The sequence below is a fragment of the Streptomyces sp. genome (genome assembly GCF_036566765.1).
Taxonomy (GTDB): domain Bacteria; phylum Actinomycetota; class Actinomycetes; order Streptomycetales; family Streptomycetaceae; genus Streptomyces.
The window spans coordinates 19,254-31,699 of record NZ_DATCVQ010000209.1 but is presented as its reverse complement, the minus strand read 5'-3'; the positions used below and the strand labels follow the sequence as shown (position 1 = coordinate 31,699).

The 12,446-nt window shown below is 72.2% G+C and carries 14 protein-coding genes; 8 read left to right on the top strand and 6 right to left on the bottom strand.

Going from position 1 to position 12,446, the window contains the following annotated elements:
• Nucleotides 1-197 precede the first annotated feature (197 nt).
• On the bottom strand, nt 198-1,367 hold the full coding sequence (locus tag VIU94_RS12190; protein WP_331910602.1) for a thiolase family protein: 1,170 nt from the start codon (nt 1,365-1,367) through the stop codon (nt 198-200).
• 119 nt (nt 1,368-1,486) lie between these two features.
• Here VIU94_RS12190 and VIU94_RS12185 point away from each other — a divergent pair, with 119 nt between their 5' ends.
• The 5 genes from VIU94_RS12185 to lnt all read left to right on the top strand — a co-directional run bounded on the left by VIU94_RS12185 (nt 1,487) and on the right by lnt (nt 5,449).
• Nucleotides 1,487-1,945: a winged helix-turn-helix transcriptional regulator gene (locus VIU94_RS12185; RefSeq protein ID WP_331910600.1), complete on the top strand. Its 459-nt coding sequence runs from the start codon at nt 1,487-1,489 to the stop codon at nt 1,943-1,945.
• Between the two features lie 153 nt (nt 1,946-2,098).
• Nucleotides 2,099-2,974: an undecaprenyl-diphosphate phosphatase gene (locus VIU94_RS12180; RefSeq protein ID WP_331910598.1), complete on the top strand. Its 876-nt coding sequence runs from the start codon at nt 2,099-2,101 to the stop codon at nt 2,972-2,974.
• Nucleotides 2,975-3,033: 59 nt separating this feature from the next.
• Nucleotides 3,034-3,249: a hypothetical protein gene (locus VIU94_RS12175; protein WP_331910596.1), complete on the top strand. Its 216-nt coding sequence runs from the start codon at nt 3,034-3,036 to the stop codon at nt 3,247-3,249.
• Nucleotides 3,250-3,303: 54 nt separating this feature from the next.
• Entirely contained in the window at nt 3,304-3,750 is a 447-nt protein-coding gene (locus VIU94_RS12170; protein ID WP_331910594.1) for a nuclear transport factor 2 family protein, read from the top strand.
• Between the two features lie 124 nt (nt 3,751-3,874).
• Nucleotides 3,875-5,449, top strand: coding sequence for an apolipoprotein N-acyltransferase (gene lnt / locus VIU94_RS12165; protein ID WP_331910592.1), 1,575 nt, complete (start codon nt 3,875-3,877; stop codon nt 5,447-5,449).
• On the opposite strand, the gene VIU94_RS12160 is transcribed toward lnt, so the two are convergent.
• Nucleotides 5,394-6,299: a Gfo/Idh/MocA family protein gene (locus tag VIU94_RS12160; RefSeq protein ID WP_331910590.1), complete on the bottom strand. Its 906-nt coding sequence runs from the start codon at nt 6,297-6,299 to the stop codon at nt 5,394-5,396. The genes lnt and VIU94_RS12160 overlap by 56 nt on opposite strands.
• 10 nt (nt 6,300-6,309) lie before the next feature.
• Nucleotides 6,310-7,551 (bottom strand): FAD-dependent monooxygenase, encoded by a 1,242-nt coding sequence (locus tag VIU94_RS12155; RefSeq protein ID WP_331910588.1) that lies wholly within the window; start codon nt 7,549-7,551, stop codon nt 6,310-6,312.
• Between the two features lie 92 nt (nt 7,552-7,643).
• On the opposite strand from VIU94_RS12155, the gene VIU94_RS12150 reads away from it, so the two are divergent.
• From VIU94_RS12150 to VIU94_RS12140, 3 genes are all read left to right on the top strand, one after another.
• Nucleotides 7,644-8,276, top strand: a complete 633-nt coding sequence (locus VIU94_RS12150) for a TetR/AcrR family transcriptional regulator (RefSeq protein WP_331910586.1) — start codon at nt 7,644-7,646, stop codon at nt 8,274-8,276.
• Nucleotides 8,277-8,287: 11 nt separating this feature from the next.
• Nucleotides 8,288-8,797 (top strand): DinB family protein, encoded by a 510-nt coding sequence (locus VIU94_RS12145; RefSeq protein ID WP_331910584.1) that lies wholly within the window; start codon nt 8,288-8,290, stop codon nt 8,795-8,797.
• A gap of 113 nt (nt 8,798-8,910) precedes the next feature.
• Entirely contained in the window at nt 8,911-9,363 is a 453-nt protein-coding gene (locus VIU94_RS12140; RefSeq protein WP_331910582.1) for a hypothetical protein, read from the top strand.
• Nucleotides 9,364-9,389: 26 nt separating this feature from the next.
• On the opposite strand, the gene VIU94_RS12135 is transcribed toward VIU94_RS12140, so the two are convergent.
• The 3 genes from VIU94_RS12135 to VIU94_RS12125 all read right to left on the bottom strand — a co-directional run bounded on the left by VIU94_RS12135 (nt 9,390) and on the right by VIU94_RS12125 (nt 12,326).
• Entirely contained in the window at nt 9,390-9,863 is a 474-nt protein-coding gene (locus tag VIU94_RS12135) for a hypothetical protein (RefSeq protein ID WP_331910580.1), read from the bottom strand.
• 122 nt (nt 9,864-9,985) lie between these two features.
• Entirely contained in the window at nt 9,986-10,669 is a 684-nt protein-coding gene (gene ung, locus VIU94_RS12130; protein WP_331910578.1) for a uracil-DNA glycosylase, read from the bottom strand.
• A 79-nt stretch (nt 10,670-10,748) separates the two neighbouring features.
• On the bottom strand, nt 10,749-12,326 hold the full coding sequence (locus VIU94_RS12125) for an ABC transporter substrate-binding protein (protein WP_331910576.1): 1,578 nt from the start codon (nt 12,324-12,326) through the stop codon (nt 10,749-10,751).
• Between the last annotated feature and the right edge of the window lie 120 nt (nt 12,327-12,446).

Genomic DNA, 12,446 nt, shown 5'->3' with positions numbered 1-12,446 from the left:
AAGACGGGCTCGGCTTCGTCGAGGTCGAGACGCCGATGCTGCAGCTGGTGCACGGCGGTGCGGCCGCCCGTCCGCGGACGCGGACGCGAACGCGCCGGCGGAGGAGCGGACGCCGTCGCCGGTGTAGCCGCCGGACCGGGTCGCACGGTGTAGCCGCCTGCCCGGTTCGCACGCTGTAGCCGCCTGCCCGGTTCGCCTCAGAGCGCCTCGACGATCATCGCGTTCGCCAGCCCGCCCGCCTCGCACATGGCCTGCAGGCCGTACCGGCCGCCGCGGGCACGCAGGGCGTGGACGAGGGTGGTCGTCAGGCGGGCGCCGCTCGCGCCGAGGGGGTGGCCGAGCGCGATGGCCCCGCCGTGCACGTTGACCTTGGTCGGGTCCGCGCCGGTCTCCTGCTGCCAGGCGAGCACGACGCTCGCGAAGGCCTCGTTGATCTCGAACAGGTCGATGTCGGCGAGCCCGAGGCCGGCCTTCCGCAGCACCTTCTCGGTGGCCGGGATGACGCCGGTCAGCATGAGCAGCGGGTCCGAGCCGGTGACGGCGAAGCTGTGCAGCCGGGCGAGGGGGCGCAGCCCGAGCCGTTCGGCGGTCTCGGCGGCCATGATCAGGACGGCGGAGGCCCCGTCGTTGGTGGGGCTGCTGTTGCCCGCCGTCACCGACCAGTCGATCTGCGGAAAGCGCTCGGCGAACACCGGGTCCTGGAAGGCGGGGCGCAGCCCGGCGAGGATCTCGGGCGTCGTCGCGGGGCGCACCGACTCGTCGCGGCGGACGTCCCCGTACGGCGCGACCTCGGCGTCGAAGAGCCCGGCCGCCCAGTTGCGCGCGGCCTTGGCGTGCGAGCCGGCGGCGAACTCGTCCATCGCCTCCCGCCCGATCGACCACTTGGCGGCGATCAGCTCCGCGCTGATCCCCTGCGGGACGAGTCCCTCGGGGTAGCGCTCGGCGACGCCGGGGCCGAAGGGGTCGGCGCCGGGCGGCACGTTGGACCACATCGGGACGCGGCTCATCGACTCGACGCCGCAGGCGACGACGATGTCGTACGCGCCGGAGAGCACGCCCTGCGCGGCGAAGTGGACGGCCTGCTGCGAGGAGCCGCACTGCCGGTCGACGGTGGTGGCGGGCACCGACTCGGGGAATCCGGCGCCGAGCCAGGCGTACCGGGTGGTGTTCATGGCCTGCTCGCCGACCTGGTCGACGGTGCCGCCGATCACGTCGTCGACGAGGGCGGGGTCGATGCCGCTGCGCTCCACGAGGGCGCGCAGGGTGTGGGAGAGCAGGGCGACGGGGTGGACGTCGGCCAGGGCTCCGTTGGCCTTGCCGCGTCCGATGGGCGTCCGGACGGCTTCGACGATGACGGCGTCACGCATGATCACGGCTCCTGAGTCGGAAAACCCGAGTTGGAAAACTGGACTAACACTCACGAGTAACATAGCCCAGTTGATCCAGTTTTCAAACCCTCTCCCGAAACTGCCCTAGGCTGGTGCCCATGAAGGCCGCGCCCCGCCCCTGCTCCATCGCCGACACCCTGGCCCTGGTCGGTGAGAAGTACTCCCTGCTCGTGCTGCGCGAAGTCCTGCTGGGCGTGCACCGGTTCGACCGGATCGCCCGCAACACCGGTGCGCCGCGCGACATCCTGACCACGCGGCTGCGCCGCCTCGTGGACGCCGGGGTCCTGGAGAAGGTCCCGTACAGCGAGCGCCCGCAGCGCTTCGAGTACCGCGCGACCGCGGCCGGCGAGGAACTCCAGCCGGTGCTCCTGGCGTTGATGGCCTGGGGCGACCGACACCTCAACGAGACGCCGCCGGTGGTCCTGAAGCACCGCTGCGGCGCCGAGCTCGCGCCGAAGGTCGTCTGCGCCGCGTGCGGCGAGGACGCGGACCGGCCGAGCCTGACCGCCCGCGTGGACGCGCCGGGTTGGACGACGGCGGGCCCGGCGGAGGACTGACGGTTCCGGCGGAGGCCCTCCGGCCAGCGCCGACAGCCCAGGGCTGGCACAAGGAGCTTCACCCAGGGGCGGTACGCTGCGGGGCGACCGGCGGTCGATCATCGACCGCCTCGCCAATGACCGCACGCGCACACTCGGGACGGCCCTAGCCCCATGAGTTGGTTCGAATCATTCATCCTCGGGCTCGTCCAGGGGCTCACGGAGTTCCTCCCCATCTCCTCCAGCGCGCATCTGCGCCTCACCGCGGCGTTCGCGGGCTGGGAGGACCCGGGCGCGGCGTTCACCGCGATCACCCAGATCGGCACCGAGACCGCGGTCCTGATCTACTTCCGCAAGGACATCGCGCGGATCATCTCCGCCTGGTTCCGCTCGCTGACCGACAAGGCGATGCGCAGCGACCACGACGCGCAGATGGGCTGGCTGGTCATCGTCGGCTCGATCCCGATCGGCGTCCTCGGCGTCACGCTCAAGGACCAGATCGAGGGCCCGTTCCGTGACCTGCGGCTGATCGCCACCACGCTGATCGTGATGGGCGTCGTGCTCGGCGTCGCCGACCGGCTGGCGGCCCGCGACGAGATCGGCGGCCGGCACCGCGCGATCCGGGAGCGCAAGACGCTCAAGGACCTCTCGGTGAAGGACGGCCTGATCTTCGGCTTCTGCCAGGCCATGGCCCTGATCCCCGGCGTCTCCCGCTCCGGCGCGACGATCTCCGGCGGTCTGCTGATGGGCTACACCCGCGAGGCCGCGGCCCGCTACTCGTTCCTGCTCGCCATCCCGGCGGTGCTGGCGTCCGGCGTCTTCGAGCTGAAGGACGCGGGCGAGGGCGGACATGTGTCCTGGGGGCCGACGATCTTCGCGACGATCATCGCGTTCGGCGTGGGCTACGCGGTCATCGCCTGGTTCATGAAGTTCATCACCACCAAGAGCTTCATGCCCTTCGTGATCTACCGGATCATCCTCGGCATCGTTCTGTTCATCCTGGTCGGCTCGGACTCCCTGAGCCCCCACGCGGGCGAGTCCGCGGGCTGACCCGCTTCCCGCCAGGACGCCCCCGGGCGATCTTCGGGCGGGCGAGGCACCCTGGTGCCATGGCCTGGCAAGCACCGATCATCGTGCATCGACCCGACGCCGACGGCGGGCGGCGCGTCACCGTGCGCGGGCAGATCGTGGGCCTGGCGCACAACGACGCCGATCTCGTCGAGTTCCTGCGCCGCGCCGGGCTCGACGACGCCGACATGGTCCTGGACGACCCGCACCTGGTGGAATGGCGCGGCGGCCGCCCGCACCTTTGGGAAGCCGCCTAGGCCGGTAGGTGCACAGCCCTTGGCCCCGTCCCGCCCGTGGTCGACACTGAGGCGATGACGCAGCGCGTGGATCTCGCGACCGTGATGGACCGGCTGGCCGTCGACGAGGTGGTCACCGGGTACGCGGCAGCCGTGGACGACGCCGACTGGACGGGCTACCGGGCGCTCTTCACCCGGGGCGGCCGCGCCGACTACCGCGGGTCGGGCGGCATCGAGGGGCCGGCGACCGAGGTCGCCGACTGGCTGGCGGAGACGATGCGGCTGTTCCCCGTACGCCAGCACCTCATCGTGAACCGGCTGATCCGCCTCCAGGACCTCGGCGGCTACCCGGGCGACACCGCCGACGTACGGGCCGACTACATCAACCCCATGCGCCTGGAGTCGGGCGAGGACTTCGTCTGCGGCGGCCGGTACGCCTTCGGGCTGCTGCGCACCGACGCCGGCTGGCGGCTGCGCTCGGTGGTCGTGCACGAGAAGTGGCGGCGGATGCCGTCCGGCTGAACCGGGACTCCTCGCCGCGCGCCCCCGGCCGCGCCCTCTGTCGCCGTCCGCGCGCCGCGCGCACACTGGAGGCGACACCGCTCCCCCGGCGGTCGGCAGGTCGGCAGGAGGAGGCGTCGCGTTCATGCGGATTCCGGTCGGTGCCCGCACCACGGCCCGCGCCGCCCTGACGTCCCCGTGGTGGCGGGGGCTGCTCGCGGTCGTGGCCGGCGCGCTGCCCGCGTTCGCGTTCCCCGAGCCGTCGCTGTGGTGGTTCGCGTACGGGGCGCTGGTGCCCTGGATGCTGCTGATCCGCTCGGCGGGCTCGCCCGGCCGGGCCGCGCTCGACGGCTGGCTGGGCGGGCTCGGCTTCATTCTGGCCGTGCACCACTGGCTGATGCCGAGCCTGCACGTCTTCATCCTGGTCCTGGCCGCGCTGCTCGGGCTGCTGTGGCTGCCGTGGGGCTGGCTGGTGCGCGCGATGCTGGGCCACGAGCCGTCGGTCGGCCGGGCGGCCGCGGCGCTCGCGGTGATCCCGTCGGGCTGGTTGATGATCGAGCTGGTGCGGTCCTGGGAAGGCCTGGGCGGCCCGTGGGGGCTGCTCGGCGCGAGTCAGTGGGAGGTCGCTCCGGCGCTGCGGCTCGCGTCGGTCGGCGGGGTGTGGCTGGTGACGCTGCTTGTGGTGGCGGTGAACACCGCCCTGACGCTGCTGGTGTCGGCGGCCGCCGCGCGCGCCGCCGCCCTGGCGGGTCTGCTCGTGTGCGCGCTCACCACGAGCCTGGTCTGGATGTGGGTGGAGCCGCCACGGGTCACGGACCTGGTCCGGGTCGCCGTCGTGCAGCCGGGGGTGTACGACGGCTCCGGCGGCGCGGACCGCCGGTTCGTCCGGGGCGAGGAGCTGACCCGCGGCCTTGTGGGGCAGGATCTGGACCTCGTGGTCTGGGGCGAGAGCAGTGTGGGCATGGACCTGGCCACACACCCGGAGCGCGCGCAGCGGCTCGCCGCGCTGGCGCGGGCGCTCGACGCGCCGGTGCTGGTCAATGTGGACGCACGCCGGTCGGACGAAACGGGCATCTTCAAGAGCAGTGTGCTGATCGGCGCCGAGGGGCCCACCGGCGACCGCTACGACAAGATGCGCCTCGTCCCGTTCGGCGAGTACGTGCCGGCCCGGGCGGTGCTCGGCTGGGCGACGTCGGTGGGCAAGGCCGCAGGGGAAGACCGTCGGCGCGGCGAGACGCCCGTGGTGATGACCCTGCCGGGCCCGGAGGGGCTGCGCGTCGGGCCGCTGGTCTGCTTCGAGTCGGCTTTCCCCGACATGACCCGGCGGCTGGTCAGGGACGGCGCGGAACTGCTGGTCGCCCAGTCGGCGACGTCGACGTTCCAGGGCAGCTGGGCACCGGAGCAGCACGCCTCGTTGGCGGCGCTGCGGGCGGCGGAGTCCGGTCGTCCGGTGGTGCACGCGACGCTGACCGGGGTGAGCGCGGTGTACGGCCCGGACGGCGCGCGGGCGGGCGACCCGCTGGGCACGGACTTCAGCGGCGCCGCCGTGTACTCCGTACCGCTGTCCGCGACGACGACCGGGTACGTCCGGTACGGCGACTGGCCGGTGTACGCGGCGCTGGCGGTGCTGGCGGCGCTGTGCGCGGTGGAGGGCGTGGGGTCGCTCAGGCGGCCTGCACGCGGCACTCGCGCACCACGTGCTCGCACAGCTCGTGGGTGAGCAGCGCGTCGCGGGCGCTGAGCGTGCGGCCCTTGGTCACGGCGTCGAGGAAGAGGTGGACGGCCTGCTCGATGCCGCGCTGCCGGGCGACGGGCACCCAGTCGCCGCGCCGCCGGATCGTGGGCTGGCCCTTGTGGTCGACGACCTCGGCGAGGTTGAGGACCTGGCGCTTGGTGTCCTGGCCGGAGACCTCCAGGATCTCCTCGGTGGAGCCGCTGAGCCGGTTCATGATGCCGAGGGCGGTGAAGCCGTCGCCGGAGAGCTGCAGCACGACGTGGTGCAGCAGCCCGTCGCGGACGCGGGCGCGCACGTCGGTGTGCTCGACCGGGCCGGGCAGCAGGAAGCGCAGCGTGTCGACGACGTGGATGAAGTCGTCGAGGACGAAGGTGCGCGGGTCCTCGGGCAGGCCGACCCGGTTCTTCTGCATGAGGATCAGCTCGCGCGGGTGGTCGAGGCACTGCGCGTAGCTGGGGGCGAGCCGCCGGTTGAAGCCCACGGCGAGGCTGGTGCCGCCCTCCTCGGCGAGCTCCACCAGCTTGCGGGAATCGGCGAGTTCGTACGCGAGGGGCTTGTCCACGTAGGTCGGCACGCCGGCCTCGAGCAGCCGGGTCGCGATCGCGGGGTGGGCGCTGGTCGAGGCGTGCACGAAGGCGGCGTCGAGTCCGGCGGACAGCAGCGAGTCGAGGTCGAGGTGCCGCTGCGCGCCGGGGACGTGGTAGTCGTCTCCCACGCGCGCGAGCGTCTCGGGGGTGCGCGTCTGGAGGTGGAGCTCGACGCCCGGGAGGGTCGACAGGACGGGCAGGTACGCCTTCTGCGCGATGTCTCCGAGCCCGATGCAGCCGATCCTCACGGGGGTCTCCCTAGCGCTTGGTCGCGTGTCGTACCTGACGTTCCGGCAGGTCCTGCCTGTCGGCAGCATACGTCGCACCCGGCGGGGCCCAGTCGGCGATGCCGTCGAAGCCGCGCAGCACGAGACCGGGCCCGAAGCACGAGACGGCGGCGATGATCGCGTCGCGGGCGGCGACGGCGGGCCGGGAGGTCATCATCGTGAGCCGTCCGGTGCGGGCGGCCTTGCGGACGATCGCGGTGGTGCGGGGCAGTCGGTCCGCGGTGTACCCGGCCAGCGCCTGGCCGGGGGGCAGCCCGGTGGCGATGTGGTGGCCGAGCACGATGCCGTCCTCGATGGCCTGGTTGCCGCCCTGGCCGAGGGTGGGCTCCATCGCGTGGGCGGCGTCGCCGAGGAGCGCGACCCGGCCGCGGTGGAAGGCGGGCAGCGGCGTGATCAGGTGGTGCACGTCGTGCCGCAGCACCGCCTCGGGCGCGGCAGCGGCGAGGATCGCGGGGATCGGGTCGTGCCAGTCGCCGAAGCGGCGCAGCAGCTCGGCCCGTTCGTCGTCGGGGGCGTGCGTGCCGGCGGGGGCGGCGGCCATGGCGTACGCGTAGATCCGGCCGTCCTTGAGCGGCTGGGTGCCCCACAGGGCACCGCGGCCCCAGGTCTCGTGCGGCGCGAACGACCGGTCGGGTGCGGGGATGACGACGCGCCAGGTGGTGAAGCCGGAGTAGCGGGGTCCCGGGTGGTCCGGGAAGAGGCCGCGGCGGATCGCGGAGTGGATGCCGTCGGCGGCGACGACGAGGTCCGCCTCGATCACGCTCTCGTCCGCGGACGCGTCGCCCTGCACAGCGACGAGCGCCGGGCGCCGGTCGTCGCCGGGGTCGGCGACGGAGGCCGTTGCCCCGGTACGGACGGCTCCGTCGGGGAGGGCGGAGAGCAGCAGGTCGACGAGGGTGGCGCGGTGCAGCAGGACCAGCGGGCCGCCGAACCGATCGGCGGCCGCGGCGGCGTCGGTGCGGCACAGCCAGCGGCCGGACGGGGTGCGCATGCCGCCGTCGCCCTGCCAGGCGGCGAGCTCGCGGACGCGGTCGCCGAGGCCGATGACGTCGAGGGCGCGCTGGGAGTTGGGGGCGAGTCCGATGCCGGCCCCGACGGGCGCGAGGGACGCGGCCCGTTCCAGGACGGTGATCCGCCACCCCTGCTGATGGAGCGCGACGGCGGCGGTGAGCCCGCCGATTCCGCCACCGATGACGACGGCATGCTGCTGCATGACTCCTCCTCGCAACTACACCTGTAGTGACGCGTTCGACGGTACTACAGGTGTAGTCGCGTCGGCCAGTGCGGGCTCGATAGGTTGGCCCCATGACCGCACGCACCTCCCCCGCGCCGACGTCCCCGCGGGCCGATCTGATCGGCGACACCGCGCTGGCCCTCCTCGCCGAGCGGGGCATGCGCGGGCTCACCCACCGCGCCGTCGACGAGCGGGCCGGGCTCCCCCAGGGCTCGACCTCGAACCATGCCCGCACCCGGCAGGCGCTTCTGGAGACCGCAGTGCGCCGCCAGGCGCACCACGATGCGCAGGTGCTCGCCCCGGACGAGCTGCCGGCCCCGGACGGCGGTGTACGGGCCATGGCCGACGCGCTCGCGCTCGCCCTGCACCGCTTTCTCACCGACCACCGCCCGCTGCTGGTCTCCCGCTACGAGCTGGCCCTGGAGGCGACCCGCCGCCCGGAGCTGCGCAGCTTCTTCGACGCGGCCGGCGCGGCATTCCACGGGCCGCTGATCGCGATGATGGCGCGGGCGGGTTCGCCGGCGCCGGAGCGGCACGCACTGTCCCTGGTCGCTTGGTGCGAGGGGCTGATGTTCTCCTGCGCGGTGGGATCGTTCCACTCCGCGGTGCCGAGCCTCGACGAACTGCGCACCGGCTTCGACGAGTTGCTGCGCGGCATGCTGGGCGGCGGGCAATTGCCTGGCGCGCCGGGCGCTGATGCGTGACGATGCCCGGCATGACCGTCGAACGCATTGATCCCCCCACCACCGCCGGCGAGCGCGAGATGCTCGAGACCTGGCTGGACTTCCACCGCGCCACCCTCGCCCAGAAGGTCCAGGGCCTGGACGACGCCCAACTGCGCACCGCCTCCGCTCCCCCGTCGGACCTGACGCTGTTCGGTCTCGTCCAGCACATGGCGGAGGTCGAGCGCGGCTGGTTCCGTCGGGTGCTCGCGGGCGAGGACGCCGGGCCGATCTACTACACCGAGGACGACCGGGACCGCGACTTCCACCCCGCCCCGGAGACCGCCTTCGACGACGCGTACGCCACCTGGCAGGCGGAGATCGCCAAGGCCCGGGAGCTGGCGGCGGGCGCGCAACTCGACGACCTGGGGGCGGGCAAGCACCACACCGGCAGGGAGTACAACCTGCGCTGGATCTACGTCCACATGATCGAGGAGTACGCGCGGCACAACGGGCACGCGGACCTCGTGCGCGAGGCGATCGACGGCGTGACCGGGGACTGACCCGGCAAGCGCCTGACAGCGGCCGGGAACCCCGGGACGGGAAGATCACTCGTGCGGGGCATTCCCGGCCGGTAGGGGCGCGAAGATCCCGTACGGTCTGCAAGGTTGCGCGGGTGCATCGAACGAGAACCACAGCGAAGGTCCTGGTCGGCCTTGCCGTCGCGGCCGTCTCCGGCTGCGTGTCGGTGGAGCCGCGGCCCGCCGCGCCGCCGCCCCCGACGACCGCCGGGGTCAGCCGGCCCGCCCAGGACGTGGAGCCCCATGTCGTCCAGGCTCCGGCACGGGAGGCTCTCGAGGCCGCCACCCGGCCGGAGCCCGCGCCGCCCCGGCAGGACGCCCCGGAGCGGGCGCACGGCAAGAAGCACAAGGCGGACCGGCCCGGCCGGAAGGAGCCCAAGAAGAACCACCTGCCGGTCACCCTGCCGCCGGTGCTGCCGAAGTTCCCGGCCCATCCGCCGCGCTCCCGGGGCGAGGTCTGCGACCTGGGCGAGAAGTACGGCGGCTGGGGCCACGGCAGCGACCAGGCCCGGATCTGCCGCAGCACGTACGGCGGCGGCAGGGGCTGACCGGGCCCCGCCCGCAGGCCGGACCGCTACTCGGGCCGCAGCCGGGTCTCCAGGCGGCCGATCGCCGCCCGTACGCCGTTCCCGTAGCCGTCGTCGTCGAGCACGTCGGACGCGGCGCGGGCACGGTCGAGGTGGACCCGGGCGGCGTCCGGTCGCCGCAGCTTCACGTAGTCGGCGGCCAGGTTGAGATGGAGCGAGGGATACAGGGACCGCAGCGCGACCGCCGAGTCGTGCCGGGCGACCCGCTCCTCGCTCAGCTCCTCGGCCGCGCTCAGGGCCCGCAGGTCCCAGGCCAGCTCGGTGTCCGGGTCGTCCTGGGTGTCGGCCATGTAGTGCGCGAGCGTGCACCGGTGCAGCGGGTCCCCGTCGGCCCCGATCTCCTCCCACAGCGCCCCGAAGCGGTTGCGGGCCTCCTCGCGGTCCCCGGCGTGGAACAGCATCGTCGCCTGCCCGATCCGGGTCATGACGGCGTCCTCCGACGCCTGCTGATGCTCGCCCACTGCGGCCTCCCTGGATGCGACTCCGGCGACCCGCCGCGCGGCGCGTCGGACCGACGCTAGCCCCCGCCGCCTCCGATCGCGCTCAGGCTCGGGCGCGGGCCCGAGCCTGTGTCGCCCCGTGCTCAGCCCAGGTTCGGGATCCGCCAGTCGACGGCCTCGTGGCCCTGGGCCGCGATGGCCGCGTCGATCTGCGTGAAGGGCTGGGAGCCGAAGAACTTCTTCGCCGACAGCGGCGAGGGGTGGGCGCCCTTCACCACGACGTGCCGCTCCTCGTCGATGAGCGGAAGCTTCTTCTGCGCGTACGCGCCCCAGAGCACGAAGACCGCCGGGTCGGGCCGCGAGGCCACCGCCGTGATCACCGCGTCGGTGAACTTCTCCCAGCCCTGGTTCTTGTGCGAGTTCGCCTCGCCGGCGCGGACCGTGAGGACCGCGTTGAGCAGCAGCACGCCCTGCTCGGCCCACGGCATCAGGTAGCCGTTGTCCGGGATCGGGTGGCCGAGCTCCGCGTGCATCTCCTTGTAGATGTTGCGCAGCGAGGGCGGGGTCTTGACGCCCGGCCGCACCGAGAAGCACAGGCCGTGCCCCTGCCCCTCGCCGTGGTACGGGTCCTGGCCGAGGACCAGGACCTTGACCTTGTCGTACGGGGTGGCGGCGAGGGCGGCGAAGACCTCGTCGCGCGGCGGGTAGACCGGCCCCTTGGCCCGCTCCTCCTCGACGAACTCGGTGAGCTGCTTGAAGTACGGCTTCTGCAGTTCCTCGCCGAGGACGCCGCGCCAGGACTCGGGCAGCATGTCGGTGTCGGTCACGTCAACAACCTCCGGTAGGCGATCACTTCTACGCCTCAGAACCTACCGGGGGCCACTGACATCGCCCCGTGCGGGCTTCCTACCAGCTGGCCTTCCGGCCGAGCTCCCACATCTGCATGACGGTCTGCGGGTCCAGGGCGTTCTCGCCGCCGGAGATCTCCTCGCTGGCCGCCACGTACAGCCTGCCCTGCCACAGCGGCAGCAGCTGGACGTCGCCCACCATGATCTCCTGGGCGCGGTCGAAGTCCGCGGCCACCGCGGCGCGGTCGCTCTGCTTGCGGGACCTCGGCAGCAGCGTCTCGGTGATCTGCGGGCTGACGTACGGCGTGCGCAGCACGTTCTCCTTGCCGACGAACGGGGCGACGAAGTTGTCCGGGTCCGGGAAGTCGGGGAACCAGCCACGGCCGAAGACCGGGTACTGGCCCTTCTGGTAGCCGTCCTGGAACTCCTTCCAGGGCTTGCCCTGAATGGTGATCTCGAACAGGCCGGAGGCGTCGAGCTGCCGCTTGATCTCGCCGAACTCGGCGGCCGTGGCGGAGCCGTACCGGTCGGTGGTGTACCAGAAGGTCAGCTCGACCGGCTCGTCGATCCCGCCCTCGCGGAGGATCTTGCGGGCCTTGGAGACGTCGGGGTCGCCGTAGCGGTCGAAGAACTTGGTGGTGTGGCCGGCGATGCCCTTGGGGACCATCGAGTACAGCGGCTCGGCGGTGCCCTGGTAGACCTTGCCGACCAGCTCGTCCCGGTCGATCAGCTGCGCGATGGCCTTGCGGACCGGGAGCTTGCGGGCGACCGGGTCGGCGGAGTTGAAGACGAGGTAGCGGATGTCCGCCCCGGTGGACTCGATGAGCTGGAGGCCCTCGTTCCCCTTCGTCTTCTCCTGGAGGCCGACGACCTCCTCCGCGGTCAGACCGCGGTAGATCGCGTCGATCTCCTTCTTCTTCAGCGCCGTGACCATCGGCTCGGACTCTTTGAAGTACTTGATGGTCACGCCGCCGTTCTTACGGTCGGCGAACCCCTTGTAGCTGGGGTTCTTGGTGAGGACGGCCTCCTTGCCGTCCTCGTACGAGTCCATCACGTACGGGCCGGAGCCGACGAGCTTGCCGTCCGCGCGGAGCTTGCCCATCGGGTACTCGGCCGGGTCGACCAGGGACATGGCGGGAGTGGCCAGAACGAACGGGAAGGTCGCGTCCGACTTGTTCAGCTTGAAGACGACGGTGTTCTTGCCGGCCGTCTCGATCTTGTCGAGCGAGCCGAGCATTCCATTCGGACCGCCCTTGACGTCGATCTTCCGGATGCGCTCGATGGAGTGCTGGACGGCCTTGGCGTCGAGCGCGTGCCCATTGGAGAACTTCAGACCGTCACGGAGCGTGCACTCAAAGACCCGGCTCGAGGTGTCGATGAATTTACAGTCGGCGGCGTCCGCCTGCGGCGTGGTGGTGCCGGTCGGGAATGCCACCAGGGTCTGGAAGACATTCCGGTACAACTCCCACGAGTTGTCCCAGGCGGCGGCAGGGTCCAGGCTGGTCGGGGAGCTGGTCGTACCCACGACGACCTTCTTGTCCCCCTCGGCCTCGTCCTCCGAGAAAAGACTGCAGCCACTCACCAGGGATATGGACGCAAGGGCTGCAGCAATCTGCAGACTGGTCCGGTTGAACACGTGCACACTCCTCGTTCAGCCATGGGTCGGCCGACCATACCGCAGTGCCCCGCCAGGTCAATGTGGAGCCCTGGCGAGGCACTTGAGGCATTAGGCGCGTAACCGGGAACAATCCGGTCA